This window comes from Acinetobacter higginsii (genome assembly GCF_000369845.1).
In the GTDB taxonomy this organism is placed as follows: Bacteria; Pseudomonadota; Gammaproteobacteria; order Pseudomonadales; family Moraxellaceae; genus Acinetobacter; species Acinetobacter higginsii.
Window position 1 is genome coordinate 236,881 of the sequence record NZ_KB850212.1, and the last position, 22,888, is coordinate 259,768.

The following is a 22,888-nucleotide window of genomic DNA, read 5'->3' on the forward strand; positions in this document are numbered from 1 at the left end:
AAGAAGGATTTTAAGATGCCACTGTATGATTTTAGATGTGAGTGTTGTGAAGGGATTTTTGAGCAGAGTGTCCCAATGGCCAGTATTGCAAGGGATAACACATCTTGCCCGTATTGCCAGAAATCCATGTTGTTGAAACCAATGATTACAGGGCATCAAAAGATCTCAGTCAAAAATAAATGGCGACCCTCATCGAGTGCCGAGCAACTGGCAGGGCCCTTGGTTGAAGGGCCTGGGACCAGCAAAAAAAGTGCTCGGACTTCAGTGTTGCATAACTGCCGAGGTGTGAATTGTTCTTTATGTGAGCTTTAATATCTCACTATTTTAGTGTTTAAGACACATATTTAATCAGCATTTAACACCTGTTATATGCTGATTTTAAAATTACTTCTCTTGATCTAAATAATTATTCTTCACTTTCACATAATGACGTGCTGAATAAGGAAGGAATTCCATTTCTTTTTCGGTCAACGCACGAACTTGCTGTACTGGGCTCCCGACATAAAGATAGCCACTTTTTAAGACTTTGCGTGGCGGCACCAGACTACTTGCACCAATCATCACATCATCTTCAATAACAACATCATCTAACACCACGGTATTAATCCCGATCAAGACACGATTACCAATGGTGCATCCATGTAAAGTCACATGATGCCCAACAGTTACATCTTCTCCAATGACCAGCGGAGAACCATTCGGTTTAGATTGATTTTTGTGGCTGACATGCAACATACAGTGATCTTGCACATTGCTGTTTTTGCCGATTTGAATCGAATTTACATCACCACGAATCACAGCAAAAGGCCAGACGGAAACATTCTCTGCTAATTTGACATCACCAACTACAACTGACATCTCATCTACATAGCAGCTTGAATCAACGTCAGGTTTTTGGTCTAAATAAGGACGGATGTTCTTTGGCATAATGGCTTTCGATCGGAAAATTTAAAGGAATTATAAAATAAAAAAGCATCCATGCCCAAGAGCATGAATGCTTAATCGTACTCTTCTAAAATTTAGAATAAGTTACTGAAGAACATTTTGATATGGTCAATCATACGTGCAAAGAAGCTAGCTTCTTCAACAGGTTTTAATGCAACCAGTGGTTTTTCAGCAATCACTTTGCCATCGAGACTCGCGACTAATTTACCAACCACTTGACCTTTGGCTAAAGGTGCATTCAGTTTTGGTTGAACCACAAGCTGAGTTTTAATCTTGTCTGCTTGGCCTTTAGGCATGGTGACATTGAAGTTTTCAGCTAAGCCAATTTGAACTTCGTCTTGTTTACCAAACCATACTTTTGCTTTAGCAAGAACTTGGTTAGCAGGTTGAACGTTTGCAGTTTCAAAGTTTGCAAAGCCCCAAGCCAATAATGTACGTGTTTGGCTGGCACGTTCATTCATGCTTGGTGTACCAAAGATCACCGAGATCAAACGCATTGGACCGCGTTTACTTGACGTGGTTAAGCAGAAACCTGCTTCATTGGTATGACCTGTTTTTAAACCATCAACACTTGGATCTGTATAAAGAAGGGCATTACGATTGCCTTGCTTAATCCCGTTGAAAGTAAATTCTTTTTCAGAATAGATTGGGTAGTATTTAGAGCTATCTTTGATAATGTGCTGAGCAAGAATTGCCATATCTTTTGCTGTTGAATAATGACCATCAGCTGGCATACCTGTTGAGTTGATGAAATGCGTATTCACCATACCCACACGTTTTGCTTCTTGGTTCATCATGTGGGCAAAAGTACCTTCATTGCCCGCAATGTGTTCGGCCATTGCTTTAGATGCATCATTACCTGACTGGATAATAATACCACGTAGCATTTCTAAAACTGTTGCCGTGCCATTTAAAGGAACGTACATACATGATTCAGAACTGCTACCACGACACCACGCAGATTCATTCATGCGTACTTGTTCGTTTTCAGTCAATTCACCCTTTAAAAGTTTCTGCTCAATGATGTAGCTTGTCATCATTTTTGTCATTGAAGCAGGTGCAAGTTTTTCATCTTCGTTTTTAGCAGCGAGAATCTGTCCAGTCTCGTAATCCATCAATACATAAGATTTATTATTTAATTCTGGTGGAGCAGATAGGACAGTTGCTGCATATGAAAAGCTTGGCAAAAGGAGTAATGCAGCAAGAGCGCTTTTTTGAGTCATTCTAGGTGGTTCCAATATCTTGTATGAAGCAGACGAGCCTAGCATTTTAGGACAAAGCAAAGCCGACTTCTACGGGGGAAGTCGGCTTTTTCATACAGTATTGTAACCTGAAGCTTAATTGGTCGGATTATTTCGAGTAATAATTACGAACATCATCACAAATCTGGCGGTTATCATCATCAGAAGCTGCTTTTGCGTCAGCACGCGCTTCTTTTAATGCCTCTTGGTAGTCCTTGCCTTTGACGCGTTTATTAAGGGTTTCAACGGCATTCGCTTCATTGTTTAAATAAGCTTTAACGAGGTTGTCATAGGCTTTATTAAATTTTAAATCTTTGCCAATTAAACTTGGACAAATTTCAGAAAGAACATAGATAGCAGCAAGTTCTTGCTTGGTCACACTATCAGACATAGGCGTGACTTCAATCTTTTCAGGTTCTGACTTTTTTTCAGCTGCAAATGCTGTTGGCGCAAGTGCACTTGAGGCGATGAGGAATGATAAACCTAGTGTTTTAAAAACATTTTTCTTCATAACAAATCAAACTCAAAAACAAGACTTAAAGAATTTGAACAACTTATAGCACAAAAGCATGTTAAAAAATGTATGTTTGCTGTAGGAAGCGTGGAGAAAATGTGGGTATAGATATACAGAATATAAAACGTAGTGATCTTTTTGAGGTTTGATGAGCCATGTTTTGACATGCTTGCTTGTACATGGTTTGCTTTAAAAGTAGGCGATTTAAGATGAGTTTGTTTTAATAGGGTTGCGATGAGCATGGATGAAGCCACTGCGCCACAAGAGAGGCACGCAAAGTAAATAAAAATGTGAGAGAAAATAAGAAATCTGTAGATAGTAGGAGTAATAAGATGAAAGCAAAATTCACAGGCGGTGTTGATATTGCACTTAAACTTCCACCACATCAATTTGAAGCTACCGTTAAGTTTTATCGTGATGTGATTGGCCTTAAACAAATTACAGATAAGCTGCCTGATATAGGCTTTGAACTTGGACCCGTTAAATTATGGATCGCTGCGGCACCTGAGATGAGTCAAGCTGAGCTTTGGCTTGAATTGTTTACCGATAATTTCTCCGAAGCTGCTGAATATTTGGAAGCGGCGGGTGTAATTCGTTGTGATGCAATTGAACCCTTAACAGAGGGATTTCGAGGAGGGTGGATTACTAGTCCAGCTAATATTATTCATATGGTTCGTGAACCGGATGCTTGGTAAGTATTATTCGAGCAATATCAGAACTTTTATCAATTAGATACAGCGAAGTAGTTTTAACTCATTTAATCGTTAAAACCACATCAGATTTCTAAAAGTGATTAACCTTCAAAATTAATTACTTCTTCACATACTGATTTTTGTTCGGCTTTATCCACTTCAGATGCTGCTTCACGAGCATCTTTTAGCAAAGTTTTAAATTCAGCATCTTTCTGTAAGCTGTCCAAAGAAGCAGATTTATCAGAATAATTACTTAAATATGAACCCATCATTTTTTTGATATTTTGGTCAAATTTAGCATTTTTACCAATCAAGTTCGGGCACATTTCAACCAGTACTTGTGCATTGGCGATATCATCTTTAATCAATGCATCTGCTTCTTTTACAGAAACCGCTTCATCAGCAAAAACAGTAGGTGCTGCTAAAAGTGTGAAACTCACCCCAAAAATTCGGATAAAATTAGATAAATGTCTCATGGCTGTATAAATTTCTAATACTATGAAGACCTAAATATATATAATTCAAGGAATAATTCAATTGGAAAAACTGTTGAGTAAGCTGAGGTCAGTTGACAGTTCAACGATGTTGATGGCATGGGTCGTATTCAGTTTATCTTCTCAACTTTGTTGAACGTTCAAATCAATTTGTGTCAGGTTCTTCGCGCACAGTTTATTAGAATTGTCTCTAATTTGAGGATGAAACTTGACAAGGGCAGTGTCATTGCCTAGGTTTCATGCCTGATTTAAATTATGTTGGCCTAAACACAGGGAGTGGCTGAAATACCAGTTATCCCCAAATAGAGAATAGATTCCAGTGAATATCTTAATAGCAAATGATGATGGTGTGTTTGCACCTGGGCTACAAGCTTTAGCGCAAGCATTAAAACCTTTGGGCCGCGTTGTGGTGGTTGCGCCAGAAAGTGAGCGCAGCGGTTATTCTAGTGCTTTAACACTTGATCGCCCTTTACGACCAATACAAATTTCTGAAGATGTGTGGGCAGTCAATGGAACACCTGCGGACTGTGTTTATTTATCCATGAATGGGCTGTTCGATTTTGAATTTGATCTTGTCGTGAGTGGCATCAATAGTGGTGCAAATCTTGGCGATGATGTTTTATATTCAGGTACGGTGGGTGCAGCTTTTGAAGGGCGCTTGATGAAACATCCTGCGATTGCCGTTTCTTTAGCAGGATCAAATGTACGTTCTTATGAACACCCACAACATTATGCAGTGGCAGCGCAGTGGGTTCATGATTTTATTGCCAAAGGGCTCCCTGTTTTGCCACCACGTCATATCTTTAATATTAACATTCCAGATATTGAACAGCTTAAGGGCGCACAGGTAACCTATCAGGGGCGACGTGCTCAATCCAAGCCGATTAGTAGTCATGTTGATCCGCGTGGTCGTCAGGTGTATTGGATTGGGTTGGCAGGAGAGGCGATTACCGATCCACAAGCGGTATCCAGTGATATTCAGTCCGATTTCTTTGCGGTTTCGAACGGTTATGTCAGCATTACTCCAATCCAGATGGATGCAACCAACTATGCTGTGCTTGAAAATTTGCATGCTCATGTAAATGGTTAGCCGTATGAATGTTATAACTTTGTGAATATAGAAAGTGAGAACTCGTTTTTTCTCACTTTTTTGGTACTCTTAGGCGCAAATGTAATAATGAATTAAGGTTTTTTTCGATGAGGGCGAAGATGCACTTAAACCATGTCTCGGTTTTTCTATCACAGAAAACGATTAAAACAATCGTTTTGTCTATGGCGGTTGCAACAGTGGCAGTTATGACGGGTTGTGCATCTAAACCGCAAGTAAATGGTGGCGCGCGTTATGTGCAAGCACCAAATTATTATACGGTTCGCTCTGGCGATACCTTAAGCGCGATTTCAAATCGTTATGGCTTGAACTACTTAGATGTTGCAGCTTTGAATGGTATTGCGCCGCCGTACCGTATTTATGTCAATCAATCTCTACGTTTAAAAGGTTCTGTCGCACAACGTACAACCTCTACGCAAGCAATGACACAGACCGCACCAATTCAACGTCAAAGCATTAATTTACCGACTCAGCAACCTGTGGCTCCAAAAACACAGCCTGTGATCCCAAGACCAGTGGTTCCAGCAGTGCCTGTTAATCCATCTACGACCTTAGCATCAAGTCTACGTTGGGTGAAGCCATCGAATGGACCAATTATTCAAAGCTATAATATGGCGAGTAATGTAAAAGGAACGCGTTACGGTGGTAATGAAGGGGATCCAATCTTCGCAGCAGCAAATGGGCAAGTTGTCTATGCCGCAGATGGTTTAAAAGAGTACGGTAATCTTGTTTTAGTCAAACATATCGATGGTTATATCACGGCTTATGCGCATAACAGCAAAATGTTAGTCAAGAGTGGCGATACCGTGACTGCGGGGCAAAAAATTGCAGAAATGGGTTCATCGGGCGCTTCACGTGTCATGATGGAGTTCCAAGTCCGCTTAGACGGAAAACCTGTGAATCCAGTCACAGTTTTACCAAATTAACCTTAGGATTATTAACAATATTTCAATTATTTATTAATAATCCTCTAGTGCGTAAATAGACTTCCTTGTATACTGAAATGAGATTGCTTTCATTAGAACAATAAGCATATTAATAAATTAAGGTAAGAGGGAAGTCTATGCTAGATCAATTGCGTGCAATGGGGGTGTTCGCCTGTGTTGTGGAAAAAAGCTCTTTTAGTGGTGCAGCAAGAGACTTAGGAATTACAACCAGCGCAGTCAGTCAACAAATCCGTTCTTTAGAACAAGAAATGGATGTTACGTTACTCCATCGCTCAACTCGAAAACTCAGTCTCACTGAAGCAGGACAAGCATTCTTTTTAAGTTGCCAAGAAATGTTAGCTGCGGCTGAACGTGGCAAAATCAGAATCAATGAATTACGGGACGATCTCGTCGGAGATTTACGTATTGCAACTACGCCAGAGTTGGGTGCACTACATGTCATTCCCGCACTTTCTCATTGGATGTCAGCGCATAAAGGCTTAGCCATCCATTTTGAAGCGGATCACCGTTATATTGATTTAATCGAAGAACGTATTGATATTGCGATTCGTATGAGTCTGAAAGTTGATGATCATCAATTAGCAGCTGTACCTTTGGCTCGTGTAGATCAGGTGTTAGTTGCTTCACCAAGTTATCTCAATCAAGCTCAGCCGATTACTCGTCCTGAAGATTTACGTCACCATGAATTACTGCCAATCACGTTAATGCAAGGCTATCAACATTTTGCATTCCGTCATGGTACCAGTGGTGAAGTTGTCAATGTGGATATGAAATCACGTTTAGGTACGAATAATGTCTTTGTCGCAAAATCACTATGCCAACAAGGGCATGGCGTAGCACGTATTTTGTATATGGATATTCAAAAAGAATTGATTAATGGTTCTTTAGTTGAGGTATTACCCGATTGGCAATTGCCAGCGTATACCTTGCATGCTTTAACCTCTAAGCGTGAGCAATACCCAATGAAAGTACATCGTTGTATTGATGCGCTGAAGCAATATTTTGCTCAACTTCCTGGTGGGCGTTCCTTGCAGGGCGTAGCCTAATAAAAAAAGCCATGTTCCGTCAGGAACATGGCTTTTCCTTTAGCTCTATTTTCGTTTCTTTTTGCTGAGTGGTTTTAAGCTCTTTGCTTCAACAGCTGTTTCTTCAGAAGTTTTCGCCGTAACTTCATCCTTCTTGGTTTTTTTTCGCTTCTTCTTTTTCTTTGGTTCCTCGTCTTCAACGGCTTCGCCATCCTCGATCGCTTGCCAATATTCAAGTTGCTCCATCACCGCAGCATAGATCGAGTTTTTGCTATAGCGACCTTTTTTATCAAGGGTTCCGACTGGGCGTGCCATTAAAATTTCTAAAGCTTGATCAATGGTATCAATCGCATGAACATGGAATTGTCCTGCTTGGACAGCATCGCTTACATCCTGACGTAACATCAAGTGCTGCATATTTTGACGTGGGATAATGACACCTTGTTTGCCAGTTAAGCCTTGCAATTTACAAGCGTCATAGAAGCCTTCAATTTTGGCATTGACACCACCAATTGGCTGTACTTGACCCAACTGGTTCATCGAGCCTGTGATTGCCCAAGACTGATCAATTGGAATTTGGCAGATCGCAGAGATAAGCGCTGAAAGTTCTGCAACCGTAGCACTATCACCATCGACTTGCCCATAGCTCTGTTCAAACGCTAATGCAGCAGAGAAGTGTAAAATTTGCTCACGACCAAAATGAGCTTTTAAGAAGCTCGACATCAGTAAGACGCCTTTGGCATGCAGTGAACCACCGAGTTCTACACTACGCTCAATATCGAGGATATCACCGCCACCTTGATACACAGATGCGGTCAGACGAGAAGGTAGACCAAACTCAACATCAGCATAGTGAATCACAGAGAGGGCATTGATCTGACCAAGACGATGTCCTGAAGTCTCAATCAGCTGTGTTCCACGAGACAGGTCTTGCCAATACAATTCACGTAAATAGCCTAAGCGGTATTGACGATGATGTAAGGCCTGATTAACGTGCTGATCAGTGACGATCTTGTCATCCGCTTTAAAAGCATGATGATGCGCTTCACGAATTAAATCACCCAGCGTTGAGGCATGGAGTGATAGTGAACTTTGATCTTCGGCTTGGCGACTTGAATCGGTCAGTAAAGCTGCGAGCGCAGAGCGATCAAATGGAAGGAGCTTGTCAGCTTGTACATAATCGGCAATCAACTGCATGTACGCTTGTTCGTTACTGTCATTACGTTGTAATGTATCGGTAAAGTCAGCACGGATTTTAAAGACACTGCCTAGCTCTGGCTCAACTTCCAGAATTTCATAATAAATTTCAGGTTCGGCCAATAAAATGACTTTAATATCAAGCGGAACTGAAGCTGGCTCAATTGAAATACTCCCTGTTAAGGTCAGCATGTGTTCGAGTGATGAGAGCTTAAGTTGTCCTGATTTTAAGGCACGCTTTAAACCTTGCCATGCATACGGCTGCTCAAGCAATTGTTCAGCTTCAAGCATGAGAAAGCCGCCATTGGCTTGATGCAACGAGCCAGGACGAATCAAAGTGAAGTCAGTCGTGATCGTACCATTATGTGTGAGTTGCTCAACATGACCCAATAAGTTGTAGTGGGTTGGAAAGTCTTCAAAAATAACGGGAGCACCGCTATTCGGTTTATTGGCAACAATCACATTGGCTTGATAACGTGACGGGACACGATTAAATAAGGCAGGGGTAAAGTCATCTTCTTCTTGCTCTAAGATCAGCTCAACATTGTCAATAATGTCTTCAGCATAGTGTTTTAGGAACAAATCTAAGCCTTTCACCTCTTTATTTTTATTTAAGATGGACTCAATGCGTGGCATGACCACTTGCGTCGCAATATCTCGATTGAGGCTCGAAACTTGATCGCGTGCATCATCTTCTAAATCACCTAGATGTAAACCTAAGCGCTCTAGCTTTTTCTCCATATAACGAATATTAGAATTAATTTCTGTGCGTTCTTTGGTTGGGAGTGCATTGAGCTCATTCTGCGTTAATTCATGATATTCATCATTTCGTAACTGCATTGCTATAAAGACATGTTTGTCATTGCGAGAAACTAATTTTAAATCGAGTTCTTCGCCTTCTTTAGTGAGTTCAACCAAAGCTTGCTGTTGTACATCTCCGGTATCTTGACGAATACGCTCAATACGGTTGTGATAGCTTTCTGCACTAAAACGGCGTTCCAATTGTTTCAAAATGATTTGCCATGCTTGTTGCAATGTATTTTGAAATTTGGTGCCTTGTCCAGCAGGAAAGTGCAGCGCGATTGGTTGTCTTGGATTTTTGAAATTGTTTACGTAGACCCAATCATTTGGTGTCGGCATGGTTTTGGCGTGTTGCTGCAGCAAACGCTTGATCATGGTACGTTTACCCAATCCTGCCGTGCCAACAGCAAAAATATTATATCCTGAGTAGGGTAATGAAATACCAGCTTCAACAGAGGCACGTGCGCGATCTTGCCCTAAAAAATTATTGAGCGGCTTGATGCGTTTGGTCGAACTTGGTATTTCAGCTAGGTCTGGAATATGAGTGAGTTGGTCTGCACGTAGTGCGGTTTTAATCAGTGTTGCTTGTATGTCCGTCTGGTCAAATGCGCTTGGTAAAGAGTTTATATTTGCGGTGATAGTGTTTGTTGGTGTTAATGATAAAGTTGTTGCAGTCATTTGATCGAGTTTTTGGGTCACTGTTGCTATCCAACAAATAAACTAAAGTTGAGTAATTAAAGGTATACAGTTTTAGCCCTAAAGATCAAGCGAACTTGTGTTTTTTATCGACAAAACAAAAGAATGATTGCATAAAGCAACTTGCAAGCAAGGGCAAGAAACGATTGAATAAGCACATTCACGCATGTTCATGGAAAATAATAACCAATGACAACTCAAGCCTCTGGTTGGGCATCGGCATTTAAAGCATTTTTAGATCGCCGTGCTCTGATTATGTTATTTCTTGGTTTCTCCGCAGGGATTCCAATTTTATTGATTTTTTCTAGCTTGTCGTTATGGCTAGGTGAGGCTGGTATTGATAAAAGTGCGGTCACTTTTTTTAGTTGGGCCGCCTTGGGTTATTCCTTTAAATTTGTTTGGGCACCGTTAATTGATGAATTACCCGTCCCATTTTTAACCAAGAGTTTAGGTCGTCGCCGTGCTTGGTTGCTCATTGCACAATGTTTAATTATCTGTGCAATTTGTATTATGGCTTTTTCAGATCCTGCGCTTGGTCAAAGCTATTTAATCCAAATGGCATTTGGTGCAGTATTACTGGGTTTCTCAGCTGCAACACAAGATATTGTGATTGACGCTTACCGTATTGAGTTAGCTGAAACTGAAATGCAAACTGTGTTGGCTTCAACATACAATGCGGGCTATCGTATTGGGATGATTGTTGCTGGTGCAGGAGCGTTATTCCTAGCAGCCTATTTGGGAACGGCCAAAGGTAATTATATCTACGAAGCTTGGAAATATACCTATTTAACCATGGCCGCAGTGATGGTGGTGGGTATTATCACCACCTTATGTGTTCGTGAACCGCAAGTGAATCGCGTTTATAAGCATTATAAAACCACGGATTATTACCGTTTGGTGTTTGTGTTTTTTATCGCGGTTGCAACTTTTGTGGTGAGCTATATTTATTCAGGTAACGTTACTGAAGCCATTGCCAAGGCAGCAGCAATTAAAGACACCGCTGCATTATTTGGTTTAGAAGCGCTGCGCTTTTTAACTGCAACCGCAACTGCCTTATTGATCGGTTTTGGGCTGGTTAAAATGGGTGTTGTCAATCAGCAAATGGCGAAAGAAACATGGGTTGCCCCGATTCTGGATTTCTTTAAGCGCTATGGCGTTAAACTGGCATTGGTTTTATTACTGTTAATTGGTTTCTTTCGTATCTCTGACATTATTGCAGGGGTGATTTCAAATGTGTTCTATCAAGATCTAAACTTTAGTAAAGAGCAGATTGCTGAAGCAGTCAAAATTTATGGTGTAATATTTAGTTTGGTCGGTGGCTTCTTAGGTGGCCTGTTGGCGCAACGTATGAACATTATGAAACTCATGTTCGTTGGTGCGGTATTGGCAAGCTCAACCAATTTGATCTTTATCGGTTTAGTTAAATCTGGCAAGCCATTGGATCAGGTTGAAGTCCAAGTGGGCGCTCAGCATTATCAAGTGCAGACCGATGAGGTGGGATATTGGAAGTTACAAGTTCCAAATGAAGTATTAGCTAAAGCAAATACGGTTCAGGTCAGTACTCAATATCAAAACCAAGCAGACTCGAAGGCTCAGTTTGAAGTTCCTTATCTGGTGAATGCGCAACACGCCCAGATTCAACTGCTACCAATGAGTGGTGATGATCAACTCACGCCGAAAGAGTTAAAACAAAGTCTGGTAATCAAAGGTCAGTTAGCCGGTGTAAAAGCTGAGCAACTCAATGCAGAAAGTCCTGTTGTTTTAACATTAGATGGGCAGGAATTTGTAGCGAAAGTGGATCAAAATGGCTTATTCACAGGCGTGATTGATGGCAAAATTTTGCAAGCATCACCGACCAAGACCATTACGGCTTTGGCTAATTTAACCAACAATACGGGCAGTGAATTGTTGGCAACCAGACAATATCGCGTCGATACGGCATCTCATGCAGAGACGGATTTAAATGTGGATATTCAACCGATTACTGTGGTTGATCCAGCTCAATCAGGTATGGTTGAATTGTCTGGTAAGGTGATTAAAAGTTATAGCTCGTTATGGTTATATTTTGCCATTATTGTCGATAATTTAGCCTCAGGTTTAGCTGGTGCGGCATTTATTGCCTTTTTATCGAGTTTAACCAGCGTATCATTTACCGCAGTTCAATATGCGATTTTCAGTTCATTAATGACTTTAACACCAAAATTATTGGGCGGTTATTCAGGAACGATTGTCAGCAATATTGGTTATCCGAATTTCTTTTTAATGACGACTTTAATTGGTATTCCAATTTTAGTTTTAGTGGTATGGGTTGCGAAACTGTTGCGCGATCATGAAAACCAAACAACTCAACAGACAGGTGAATAACTATGCGCATGTTACATACGATGCTACGAGTAGGTAATTTAGAACAATCTTTGAAGTTCTACACTGAGGTACTTGGTATGAAATTGCTACGCCAACGTGATTACGAAGAAGGGCGTTTTACCTTGGCTTTTGTTGGCTACGGCGATGAAGAAAACAATACTGTGCTTGAGCTCACGCATAACTGGGATACAGCCAGCTATGATTTAGGTAATGCTTATGGTCATATCGCTATTGGTGTAGATGATGCTTATAAAGCATGTGAAGAAATCAAAGCACGTGGTGGAAAAGTCGTACGTGAAGCGGGTCCAATGAAAGGTGGTGTTACAGTGATTGCCTTTGTTGAAGATCCAGATGGTTATAAAGTTGAATTGATTCAACAGGATCAAAACGCACGTAATAACTAGGGTCTGTTGACATTTCACTTTACGAGCTATAGCTCTCATTGCGACAGAGGATGTTTTTTAGACGGTGCAAGGCTGGTTTTGTGAAACCTAGTTATTCTAGGTAAGCAAGATCTAACACACTAGTGGCAAAAAACATTCCTGTCCCGTAGGGTTATGGCTAAAACTTCCATAAACCGCGTTATGAAACTTGACAAGGGAATGCCATTGCCAGCGTTTCATGCCTTGTTTATGTCATTTTAGCCGATAACGCAAGGCATGGCTGAAATATCAATAGACCCTCTCTTTGGTCTATTGGGTCCAAGATTTCTAATCTAAAGCCCTAGCTTTATTTATTCAGCCCAGTATGATGGTGCGATCAAATGATCAACAACATCATATTGGGCTTTTTAGTTTTAGTGAGTAGATAGGGATAAGTTATGTTGAAGCAACTGGCAGTGGACCGCTTTACAATATTATTAATCGCAATGGTAGTACTGGCGACTTTTTTACCCGTCTCAGGTCAGATTGCACATTATTTTAATATTTTAACCACGGTCGCAATTGCAGTGCTGTTCTTTTTACATGGCGCTAAGTTATCACGTGAAGCCGTGGTTGAAGGGATGCTGCATTGGAAAATGCATGCTTTGGTGTTTGCTTTTACGTTTGTGATTTTTCCTGCGATTGGATTGCTGGCTAAACCTGTGTTGGAACCTCTACTGGGGCAGCAGTTGTATTGGGGTTTCTTATTTATGTGCTTTTTGCCATCAACAGTACAATCCTCTATTGCATTTACTTCGATGGCTAAGGGTAATGTGGCAGCCGCTGTATGTAGCGCATCCTTCTCCAATATTATCGGGATGTTTATTACCCCGATTTTGGTGAGCTATTTTATTTTGGGACAAAGCCAACATGGTTTTGATCCGACCACATCAATTATTCAAATCACCTTGTTACTACTGGTGCCTTTTATTTTAGGGCAATTATTACGTCCGTATGTTTTTCCATATATGGTCAAAGTACCTAGTATCGTCAAAGCGTTTGATCAGGGATCGATCTTAATGGTGGTTTATGGGGCATTCAGTAGTGCTGTAGTAGCAGGTTTATGGCATCAGGTCAGTGGTTTAACCTTGTTGTATCTGGTACTTGCGTGTTCGGTATTATTGACTCTCGTGATGTTGCTTGCGTTGTATGTACCTAAGTGGTTAGGTTTTAATCATGCTGATCAAGTGACGATCTTCTTCTGTAGCTCCAAGAAAACCTTAGCGAGCGGTGTACCCATGGCTCAAATCCTGTTCATCGGGCAGCCTTTAGGTATGATCGTACTGCCAATTATGATTTTCCATCAAATTCAGTTGATGGTTTGTGGGGTGATTGCGAATCGTTGGTCAAAATCAAATCAGGAATAGTTCGCAAAATTTAATTTTTTGGCGTATAATCTTCGGCACTTGTTGGCTTTGCTCTGACCTTTAGAGTCTCGGTGAGTCAAAAGAAATGGTCTGTTGTGGTGTTGATCTGCAAGTGTGAAAACACTTTGCTTTCCTCAAATTGAGAGTGATCAATTGCGATAACAGCTTAAGCCTTTCTTACTAAATAGGAGCATCGACCATGCGCGCCGATATTCACCCTAAATATGAAAACTTAGTTGCTACTTGTTCATGTGGTAACGTAATCGAAACTCGTTCTGCTCTTGGTAAAGAAACAATTTACCTTGACGTATGTTCAGCTTGCCACCCATTCTATACTGGTAAACAAAAGAATGTGGACACTGGCGGTCGTATCGACAAATTCAAACAACGTTTCTCTGGTATGTCACGTTCTGTCAAACGTTAATATCAAGAAAGAAAAAACGGGCGATATGCCCGTTTTTTTGTGCCTATATTTTATCGATAATGTATATAGACAGTGGTGTACAAGACCTTATTGGTCTTGTACATCGGTTAAGCGATCAAGCTTTTTCTGGAAGTAGTTCCCTTGTAAAAAACGTGCTTCAACATTCCATGCATTGGCAAACAGGTTCATGTCATTGAGTTCCATCAAGAAAATTTCCACAGGTTTTTGGCCAATAAAATGCAGGATTTTTTCTTGTAAGTTTGCCATGTCTTTTTCAGAGGCAAGCATTTTGGTCAATTTGCCATGTAGACTCAAATATTGAGCATCAATCTGTTGCAGCATCGAGTCACTATAAAGTGAATCACCGAAACCTCGGATCGAAACTTCAGCACCATGTTGACGCAACAAGGCAATTTGTGGCTGTGCTTGCGATAGGTTCTGTTGCAGTGCTTGTTCAGAAAATTGCAGAATTAATGGGTGTGCTTGTTTACTGCCAATAATAGTGAGTAATTTTGCAACTAACTCTGGGAGTTTTTGATCATTCAATAACACATGATGATTGAGGTTGACAATCAGCTTGGCTTTTGGATATTGAGTGATGAAGTTATGTAATTGCTTACATGCCTCAACAAGAATCCAGCGGTCTAGTTGAACTGATAATTCAACATCATCTTTAAGATCGGCTAGATCACTTAAGTCTTGCCATTGATTGTTATAGATAAAGCCGCCAGAAACCTCATAAGTATGTGTATGCTGATCTTGTTTATCATAAAGCTGCTGATATTTAAGATGAATATCACCGATATCCAGTTTCTGTTTCAGTTCTTGTAACAAGCTTAACTGGACTTTTGTTGGAATGTGTTCGGTTGTTAAACCAATATCAGTATCAATTTTTGGACTATTGAATACTGGTAAAGCTGCAGTGAATGCTTTACTTAGGACCTGCTCAAAAACCGCTTCATCTGGAATGGCTTGTGCAAGTTCGCAATAACCCAATTTAAGGTGTAAAGGGAAGGTGTGCTGAGTAGTCGCTAAAAGTTGTGGTTTCTGCAAGCTGTTTAAACCAATCAGCAGTGAATTCAAAACATTTTTGGATTCAGCTTGAAACAATGCAACGTAGAGTGTGCTATCGACTGGATAAACAGGAACACTGACTTGTTCTTTGATAAAGTTTTGGATATTGGCAAAATACGCTTTGGTGCTACGCCAATCACTTTGAAAAACCTCATTTGGACAACTGCTCAGGCTAAACAGCACAACTGCATTGGCATTGGCTGGATGATTGGTCAGCTGTCGATTAATCTGTTGTAAAGCACTATTTAAATTGGATACTTTCTCAGATGAAATGACAGTTGCAGGTGCTGCAGTTACTTGTGATGATGTTCCACATTCAATATTGAGTTGAATTTCCTCTTCATTGCCTGAAGGTAAAAACTCAAGATGTAATGGGTTGTTCTTCACAGTTGCATTTTGAGTACGCAGCTCAAAACGTCCTTGCTCGAACTGACCTTGAGAAATCTTTTTAAAGCGCAGTTTAAATTGTGCTAAATCTTCAGGTTGCAAAACATCGAGGATCGGTAAGCCAATCAGTTCATCTTCACTCGCAAATCCAAATAGGTTGGCATATTCAGTATTGGCACTGATGTGAATACCTTCTTGTAAAATGGCAACAGCTTTATGCGTCTCTGCGACTAAGGATTGAGCTTGCGTTTGTGCTGCTTCAAGCTCATTGAGCAAGCGGTGTTCAGCTTGAACCAGACGACTATAAGACAATGCACGGATCATGCTAATATAGAACGTTTCAGGTATTTTAAGATTCAAAACATCATAGATGCCTTTGTGAATATAGGTCTGATATTGATCATGGTTATAGTCATCAGGTTCCAGTAACAACACAGGCAAGCTTGGCTGCGATGAAGCTTGAATCAAGGATAGAGTTTGTTCGATTTTTAAGTCATAAGCACGACCAAAAATCACAATATCCCAGGGTAAATTTAACTGTTTTTCAAATGTTTTAAGATCATCTAATAAGGTGGCATGAATTTGATGATCTTGCGCCTTAAAGATCGCGGCAATTTGATTATAACGAAGTTGATTGTCGTCAATAATTAGTAAACGGGTTTCTGTCCGTTTGAGTTTCTTAGACAGTAAAGAATTTCTCACTTTAATGCTTCCCATAAATCTTGATCAATTGTGTCCATATTTTTTTGTGCCATATATTTTTGAAGAACCGGAAGTTCCTCATCATTTAGCAGTTCAAATTCAAATTGAACAAAACTCTGGGTAATTAATTGTGCGTTTAATAAATACACCTTGACTTCCTCTTTCCCCAATCTTAAATGAACAGCTTGATGTTCTCTAAAAATTTGTGAACCTGGTAAAATTAAAGTTGTTTTTGTTTCATCCAGATTTTGGTTTTTTAATAAAAGTGTTGGATGATAATTACTGATATGTCGATCAGCCTGTATGCGAACAGCACAAGGGAAGATCTCTTGTGCCAATACTTCTAAACCGAGTTCTAGACTTTTCTCGCTTGATTGTTTGAGCCAACGGATTACGCCTCCACGCCAATGCCCATGTGATGTTTCTTTGACTAAAATATATTCGCCAGTTCTTAGATTCTTTGGTGCTTCTCCAGACCACTTAATACGATAACCATTGACACTGATATCTAGAATATCAGCTTGATAAACGGCTTTACTTTCACGACTTAAACGTTGAATCGCAGACTCTTGGTTGTCAGAAGCACTTTTTTTGTCCCAAGCCGACATAAACTTCGATTCATTTTGTAGACCATAACTGTGGTCTAGCAATAAGGTCTCTGCGAAATTCTTAGCTTTGGAGAGATAGAAGTGCGCAGTCAGTAAACCAAAGCAAATATGCAGTTGCGCTGAGTATTCATAACGCTCATGACGGCGTTCTGCAGTTGTACCTAAAATAGTTTGCACATGAAATTTCAGTGCTGGGGTTAAATAGATTTTTTCATTTTTAGAAATATATTCTGCATTTTTATGCAGTGTTGCTGTGACATGATCCAACAAACTATGTGTGCTGATAAAGATGTTTGGGTTGAAGCCAGAACTTTGTTTTTTATTATAAATCGGTGGATGGTCTTTGCTGGTATCTACGACATACTTGGTTAAATCAGTTTCTTTAGCCAAGATTTGGACCATTTTGGCCCAGTCAAAACTACACTGGAACAGAGCTTGTATTTCAGATTGACGAATTTGATTGGTATTAAAAATATCCATCAAGATCAGCTGGGCATAGGCCTGAGTAATATTGGTAATCGAACTTGGTTTACCCTGAGACTGATCTAAGTTGGTATGCTGATACTTATGTGTCACTGCTGCATCATAGAGTTGATGGGCAATTAACCACTGCCCAGCAACTGGCTCGCTATACAACATATGTTGTTGATAGAGCAATTGGGTTAATTGCTGTAGCGATTGAAAGGTGGCTAAGGTTCTTGCCGTTTGCAGATTTTTCTTTTGATTCAGCGCGAAAATAGAAAACTTTTGCTGATCAAGCTGGTCATTACTGCGACGCACAATATTGATATAGATTGCTGCAAAGTAGCAACGCAATAACATTGCTAGTTCAATGATATGCTCATTACGATCTGAGCTAATCACGCCCTGATTGAAAAAGTTCTTTTCCAGACTTCCCAAAACATTTTCAATGGTTGGGTGCAGAACCTGAACCAAGTCAAAACGTAAAGTTTCCGAACATTCCAGTTCACTCAGCTCTAATAAAGCTGCAAATAGTGCTTTGGAGGTATCGCCCAACTGCATAATGGATAGATTTGAAATCCATTCATTGAGACTTTTAGAATTGGTATCACAAAAGCTAAGTTTGTCCCGTCTTAAGACTGTTGGAATTTGAAAAATATCCGAAAAAGCATTATTCATCATTGTGTTATCAATCTCAGAATGTTTGAACCCCAAAAAGCGGTGTTTTATTTTTTTCGCCCGCAATTTCCCTGACGAGTTTCGGGACGAGATATCCTGGTAAACTCGCTAATACATCACTGTATATCTGATCTATCTCTGAAGATCTTAAATCAAAATGCTGAGCACCTTTAACTTTATCCAAAACATGAAGGTAATAGGGCATTACTCGTGCTTCAAATAAACGGCTACTCAATGCATTTAAAGTTTCTGCAGAATCATTCACACCTTTGAGCAAAACTGCCTGATTTAGGACGGTTATATGCTGGAATGACAACTCTAGCAACTTCGAGCAAGTGAAATCATCAAGTTCAGCTGCGTGGTTTGAGTGTACCACTACTACAATACGTAGCCTACTGTTTTTTAATATAGAAATCAGCTCTTCATCAATACGATTCGGGATCACAATCGGAACCCGTGAATGAATTCTCAATATCTTAATCTGAGGGAGAGATGCGACTCGTTCTAGCCACAACGAAATTTTTCGATTGTTTAGTGTGAGGGGGTCACCACCACTCAAAATCACTTCATTGATTTGTGGATTTTGCTCAATATACTGTTTGATATTTAACCAATCGTCATTTTTAGGCAGATTTTCCTGATACGGGAAATGACGACGGAAACAGTAGCGACAGTGAATCGCACATGCACCTGTTAAGGTCAACAAAAAACGTGATTGATATTTATGTAAAACCCCTGCCATTTGATTTGCGGCTTCTTCACCTAAAGGATCCGTCACAAACTCAGGATGTTCTTCCAGTTCGAGATGATGGGGTAAGACTTGCAATAGCAGAGGGTCAAGCGGATCGCCAATGGTCATTTTTCCGACGAATGCACGTGGCACGCGCAATTTAAACTGTTCAGAGGCGAGGATTGCCCCTGATAATAGTTGATCGGTAGATAACTCAAGCAGATTTAACAGCTCTAAAGGATCAGTAATTAGGTCACTGAGTTGTGATTGCCAGTTTTGCTCTTGATGTAAATAGTTTATCATGCCATACGTAAAAATAGTGTTAGCCGCAGCTGTGTGCCTAGTCTAGCATTGGGGCTTGTTTAACGTTCATATATGAATTGCGTTATTGGTTAAAATTTAATCATGCGAGGCGTGAAACGCAGGGAATGGCTATTCCCTTGCCAAGTTTCATAACGAAGTATGAGGAAATTTTAGCCATAACCCTACGGGACAGGGAGATTTTTTGTAGCTACTGCGTTATGTATGGTTCATTTAGAATAACTAAATTTCACCATCCATGCCTTGTATCGTCGAAAAAATCTCCTGTGTCGCAACCAAATATGAATGTTAAACAAGCCCATAAGATTTGATTTTTAAGTTTGGAGTGCGCCTTTCATGGCCTATTATTCTACAAATGATTTTAAAGCAGGCCTTAAGGTTATGCTTGATGGCAACCCATGTTCAATCATGGAAAATGAATATGTAAAACCAGGTAAAGGTCAAGCGTTTAACCGTGTGAAATTACGTAACCTTCGCTCTGGTAAAGTATTAGAAAAAACATTCAAATCAGGTGATTCTTTAGAAGCAGCTGATATTGTAGAAGTTGAAATGGATTACCTCTACAACGATGGCGAAATGTGGAACTTCATGGATCCTGTATCTTTCGAGCAAATCGCTGCTGATAAAACAGCAATGGGCGATGCTGCGAAATGGTTAAAGGACGATTCAAATGAAAAATGTACGATCATGTTATTCAATGGCGTACCTTTGAACGTAAATCCACCAAACTTTGTTGTGTTGAAAATTATTGAAACTGATCCAGGTGTACGTGGTGATACTTCTGGCGGTGGCGGTAAGCCAGCGAAGCTTGAAACAGGTGCAGTTGTACGTGTTCCATTATTCGTACAGCAAGAAGAAAGCGTTCGTGTAGACACACGTACTGGTGACTACCTAGAACGTGCATAATTGTGAATGAGTAGCCAAGCTACTCAAGATATACAATTATCGAAGGGATGATTAAACAATCATCCCTTTTTTTATGCCAAAGTATTAGATAAATAATTGAAGCTAGAAGGTAAACTTACAAAGATATTTCTTCTACAGAAAATATGGAAAGGGAAATCTAATAGGGCTTGCTGACATTTTTTGTTGCCACTACATTATCTTGCGTAGCTGTAATCGCTACTCATTATTTAGAATAGCTAAATTGCATAAGACATGCTTTATGTCTTCTAAAAATGTTCTCTGTCGCAATGATAGCTATCGCTCGTAAAGTGAAATGTCAACAGACCCTAACCACGCATTATGTATTTGAGAGGTTTTGAATGGAGACAACACAAGCAAAGTCAACACTTCCCTCGAAACTCCTTTGGAGTTTGGTTGCCATCGTTGGGGCAATTTCATTTGGGATCTTGGCGGTTAGTCGTGGTGAGCATGTTAATGCGGTCTGGTTAGTTCTTGCCGCAGTCTGTGTATATAGCATTGCATATCGGTTCTATAGTTTATTCATTGCAAACAAAGTTTTTGAATTAAATCCTAAACGGTTAACCCCAGCTCATCGCCTTGCCGATGGTCTGGATTATGTTCCGACCAATAAGTTCGTTTTATTCGGTCATCACTTTGCCGCGATTGCAGGTGCAGGGCCTTTAGTCGGTCCAATTCTCGCAGCGCAAATGGGTTACTTACCTGGGACGATCTGGCTTTTAGTCGGTGTGGTGATTGCAGGCGCGGTACAAGATTTCCTTGTTCTATTTATTTCAACACGACGTGATGGTCGTTCTTTGGGAGAAATGGCCAAACAGGAATTGGGTACCTTTGCGGGTGTGATTGTGATGCTAGGTACGCTGGGGGTGATGATCATTATCCTTGCTGTGCTGGCTTTGGTCGTCGTGAAAGCATTGGCGCATAGTCCATGGGGTGTGTTCAGTATTGCTGCAACCATTCCAATCGCCTTGTTCATGGGCGTGTATATGCGCTATCTACGCCCAGGGAAAATTGCAGAGGTGTCGATTATCGGTTTTGTACTGATGATGGCGGCAATTGTGTATGGTGGGGATGTTGCAAAAGATCCATATTGGGGGCAGTTATTTACCCTCAGTGGTACTCAATTGACTTGGGCCTTAATTATTTATGGTTTTATCGCCTCTGTTTTACCGGTTTGGTTGCTGTTAGCACCACGTGATTACTTATCAACCTTCCTTAAAATTGGTGTGATTGCAGGCTTGGCGATTGGGATTATCTTCGCGATGCCTGATTTGAAAATGCCAGCAGTGACCCATTTTGTTGATGGTACAGGCCCTGTATTTGCGGGTAGTTTATTTCCTTTCCTGTTTATTACCATTGCTTGTGGTGCGATTTCAGGTTTCCATGCCTTGGTTGCATCTGGAACGACACCTAAATTGGTCGATAACGAAGTCAATATTCGTATGATCGGTTATGGTGGTATGTTGATGGAATCTTTCGTCGGCATCATGGCAATGATCTGTGCGACAGTACTCGATCCAGGCATTTACTTTGCGATTAATGCACCAGCAGCAGTTTTAGGGACCTCGGTAGAGACCGCTGCGGAAGCTGTGCGTAATCTTGGTTTCGTGGTGAGTCCAGAAATGTTGACCTTATTGGCTCAGGAAGTGGGTGAGAGTTCAATCCTGTCTCGTACAGGTGGTGCGCCTACATTTGCAATTGGTATGGCACATATCATTTCAGAGATTTTTAACAATCGCTCAATGATGGCGTTCTGGTATCACTTTGCGATTCTGTTTGAAGCATTATTTATTCTAACTGCTGTAGATGCGGGTACACGTGCTTGTCGTTTCATGGTGCAGGATACAGTCGGTATCGTGGTTCCAGCGATTAAACAATCGAGTTCATTCTTTGGGAACTTGGTCGGGACTTTTGTCGCAGTGGCAGGTTGGGGCTTCTTCGTGTATCAAGGTGTGGTTGATCCACTTGGTGGGATTAACTCATTGTGGCCGTTATTTGGTATTGGTAACCAGATTCTTGCTTCGATGGCACTGATTTTAGGAACCGTCATTTTATTCAAGATGAAAAAAGAGAAGTATGTTTGGGTCACCATTGTCCCGACGATTTTCTTATTCATTACTTCAATGACTGCGGGCTGGCAAAAGATTTTCCATGAAAATCCAAAAATTGGCTTCCTTGCACAAGCGAATCGTTTCTCGGATGCAATTGCGCGTGGTGAGGTGCTTGCACCAGCCAAAACCGTTGCTGAAATGCAAACGATTGTGATGTCAAATCAGATCAATGCTGCACTGTGTGGCTTCTTTATGATTGTTGCGATTGTGATGATCATTGCTTCGATTGGTATTGTACGCAGAGCATTGGCGAGCCCGACACCAACAGTGAACGAGGCACCAGCAGTTTATTCAGAAACCCCGATGACGGCGAATAGCATCAAAGGAGAGTAGCGATGGATTTTAAAATTGCTCGACAAGGCAGCGCAGTGATTGTGAAGATTATTAAATTCACCATCATGTCGCAAAAACATTTGCTTTTATCACCCAAGAATTGGTCGCGTATTGCTGTGTTATGGCAGCGTTTGCAGCAGAGTTTTCGGTTGATGGTGGGTGTGCCAGATTATGAAACTTATGTACAGCATATGAAAGCGCATCATCCTGATCTAACCCCGATGGATGCCAAGACTTTTTATCGTCATTGTATCGATGCACGTTATCCTTCTGCGGGTGGTAATATGAAAAAATGCCCTTGCTAGAAATCAATTGATTTCG

General features: G+C 40.6%; 20 protein-coding genes. 12 read left to right on the top strand and 8 right to left on the bottom strand.

Annotation, left to right across the window (positions count from 1 at the left end; all coding sequences use genetic code 11):
* Nucleotides 1-15 precede the first annotated feature (15 nt).
* Nucleotides 16-312, top strand: coding sequence for an FmdB family zinc ribbon protein (locus F885_RS14175; protein WP_005202609.1), 297 nt, complete (start codon nt 16-18; stop codon nt 310-312).
* 72 nt (nt 313-384) lie between these two features.
* Here F885_RS14175 and F885_RS14170 read toward each other — a convergent pair whose 3' ends face one another.
* The 3 genes from F885_RS14170 to F885_RS14160 form a co-directional block, all read right to left on the bottom strand.
* Complete coding sequence (locus tag F885_RS14170; protein WP_005202610.1) at nt 385-927, bottom strand: gamma carbonic anhydrase family protein; 543 nt, start codon at nt 925-927, stop codon at nt 385-387.
* A gap of 92 nt (nt 928-1,019) precedes the next feature.
* Complete coding sequence (dacC, locus tag F885_RS14165; RefSeq protein WP_004808276.1) at nt 1,020-2,168, bottom strand: D-alanyl-D-alanine carboxypeptidase PBP5/6; 1,149 nt, start codon at nt 2,166-2,168, stop codon at nt 1,020-1,022.
* A 127-nt stretch (nt 2,169-2,295) separates the two neighbouring features.
* Nucleotides 2,296-2,697, bottom strand: a complete 402-nt coding sequence (locus F885_RS14160; RefSeq protein WP_004808275.1) for an MCR_0457 family protein — start codon at nt 2,695-2,697, stop codon at nt 2,296-2,298.
* Nucleotides 2,698-3,032: 335 nt separating this feature from the next.
* Between F885_RS14160 and F885_RS14155 the strand changes: the two genes are divergently transcribed.
* Nucleotides 3,033-3,395 (top strand): VOC family protein, encoded by a 363-nt coding sequence (locus F885_RS14155; RefSeq protein ID WP_005202618.1) that lies wholly within the window; start codon nt 3,033-3,035, stop codon nt 3,393-3,395.
* Nucleotides 3,396-3,493: 98 nt separating this feature from the next.
* Here F885_RS14155 and F885_RS14150 read toward each other — a convergent pair whose 3' ends face one another.
* Nucleotides 3,494-3,868 carry an MCR_0457 family protein gene (locus F885_RS14150; protein WP_005202620.1) on the bottom strand — a complete coding sequence of 125 codons (375 nt, stop codon included), beginning with the start codon at nt 3,866-3,868 and terminating at the stop codon, nt 3,494-3,496.
* Between the two features lie 337 nt (nt 3,869-4,205).
* Here F885_RS14150 and surE point away from each other — a divergent pair, with 337 nt between their 5' ends.
* From surE to F885_RS14135, 3 genes are all read left to right on the top strand, one after another.
* The gene (surE, locus tag F885_RS14145) at nt 4,206-4,976 is read left to right on the top strand and encodes a 5'/3'-nucleotidase SurE (protein ID WP_005202622.1); all 771 of its coding nucleotides are present in this window, start codon (nt 4,206-4,208) and stop codon (nt 4,974-4,976) included.
* A gap of 119 nt (nt 4,977-5,095) precedes the next feature.
* Nucleotides 5,096-5,920 (top strand): peptidoglycan DD-metalloendopeptidase family protein, encoded by an 825-nt coding sequence (locus tag F885_RS14140; RefSeq protein WP_004808269.1) that lies wholly within the window; start codon nt 5,096-5,098, stop codon nt 5,918-5,920.
* Nucleotides 5,921-6,057: 137 nt separating this feature from the next.
* The gene (locus F885_RS14135; protein ID WP_004808267.1) at nt 6,058-6,987 is read left to right on the top strand and encodes a LysR family transcriptional regulator; all 930 of its coding nucleotides are present in this window, start codon (nt 6,058-6,060) and stop codon (nt 6,985-6,987) included.
* Between the two features lie 45 nt (nt 6,988-7,032).
* On the opposite strand, the gene F885_RS14130 is transcribed toward F885_RS14135, so the two are convergent.
* The gene (locus F885_RS14130; RefSeq protein ID WP_005202623.1) at nt 7,033-9,663 is read right to left on the bottom strand and encodes a Lon protease family protein; all 2,631 of its coding nucleotides are present in this window, start codon (nt 9,661-9,663) and stop codon (nt 7,033-7,035) included.
* Nucleotides 9,664-9,849: 186 nt separating this feature from the next.
* On the opposite strand from F885_RS14130, the gene F885_RS14125 reads away from it, so the two are divergent.
* The 4 genes from F885_RS14125 to rpmE all read left to right on the top strand — a co-directional run bounded on the left by F885_RS14125 (nt 9,850) and on the right by rpmE (nt 14,237).
* Nucleotides 9,850-12,024 (top strand): AmpG family muropeptide MFS transporter, encoded by a 2,175-nt coding sequence (locus F885_RS14125; protein ID WP_005314422.1) that lies wholly within the window; start codon nt 9,850-9,852, stop codon nt 12,022-12,024.
* Between the two features lie 2 nt (nt 12,025-12,026).
* Nucleotides 12,027-12,428: a lactoylglutathione lyase gene (gene gloA / locus F885_RS14120; protein WP_004808260.1), complete on the top strand. Its 402-nt coding sequence runs from the start codon at nt 12,027-12,029 to the stop codon at nt 12,426-12,428.
* A 416-nt stretch (nt 12,429-12,844) separates the two neighbouring features.
* Entirely contained in the window at nt 12,845-13,813 is a 969-nt protein-coding gene (locus F885_RS14115) for a bile acid:sodium symporter family protein (RefSeq protein WP_005202627.1), read from the top strand.
* 199 nt (nt 13,814-14,012) lie between these two features.
* Entirely contained in the window at nt 14,013-14,237 is a 225-nt protein-coding gene (gene rpmE, locus F885_RS14110) for a 50S ribosomal protein L31 (RefSeq protein ID WP_004808257.1), read from the top strand.
* An 87-nt stretch (nt 14,238-14,324) separates the two neighbouring features.
* On the opposite strand, the gene F885_RS14105 is transcribed toward rpmE, so the two are convergent.
* The 3 genes from F885_RS14105 to epmB are packed head-to-tail and all read right to left on the bottom strand — an operon-like array spanning nt 14,325 to nt 19,181.
* Nucleotides 14,325-16,415, bottom strand: coding sequence for an EAL domain-containing protein (locus F885_RS14105; protein ID WP_005202629.1), 2,091 nt, complete (start codon nt 16,413-16,415; stop codon nt 14,325-14,327).
* Complete coding sequence (locus F885_RS14100) at nt 16,397-18,151, bottom strand: hypothetical protein (RefSeq protein WP_005202631.1); 1,755 nt, start codon at nt 18,149-18,151, stop codon at nt 16,397-16,399. Before F885_RS14100 ends, F885_RS14105 begins: the two co-directional genes overlap by 19 nt.
* Before the next feature lie 13 nt (nt 18,152-18,164).
* Nucleotides 18,165-19,181 carry an EF-P beta-lysylation protein EpmB gene (epmB, locus tag F885_RS14095; protein WP_005202633.1) on the bottom strand — a complete coding sequence of 339 codons (1,017 nt, stop codon included), beginning with the start codon at nt 19,179-19,181 and terminating at the stop codon, nt 18,165-18,167.
* A 354-nt stretch (nt 19,182-19,535) separates the two neighbouring features.
* On the opposite strand from epmB, the gene efp reads away from it, so the two are divergent.
* The 3 genes from efp (at nt 19,536) to F885_RS14080 (ending at nt 22,872) form a co-directional block, all read left to right on the top strand.
* Entirely contained in the window at nt 19,536-20,105 is a 570-nt protein-coding gene (gene efp, locus F885_RS14090) for an elongation factor P (RefSeq protein WP_004808248.1), read from the top strand.
* Between the two features lie 359 nt (nt 20,106-20,464).
* A complete protein-coding gene (locus F885_RS14085) occupies nt 20,465-22,567 on the top strand; it encodes a carbon starvation CstA family protein (RefSeq protein WP_005183198.1) in 2,103 nt (700 codons plus the stop codon).
* 2 nt (nt 22,568-22,569) lie between these two features.
* Entirely contained in the window at nt 22,570-22,872 is a 303-nt protein-coding gene (locus F885_RS14080; RefSeq protein WP_004770453.1) for a YbdD/YjiX family protein, read from the top strand.
* Nucleotides 22,873-22,888: the final 16 nt, after the last annotated feature.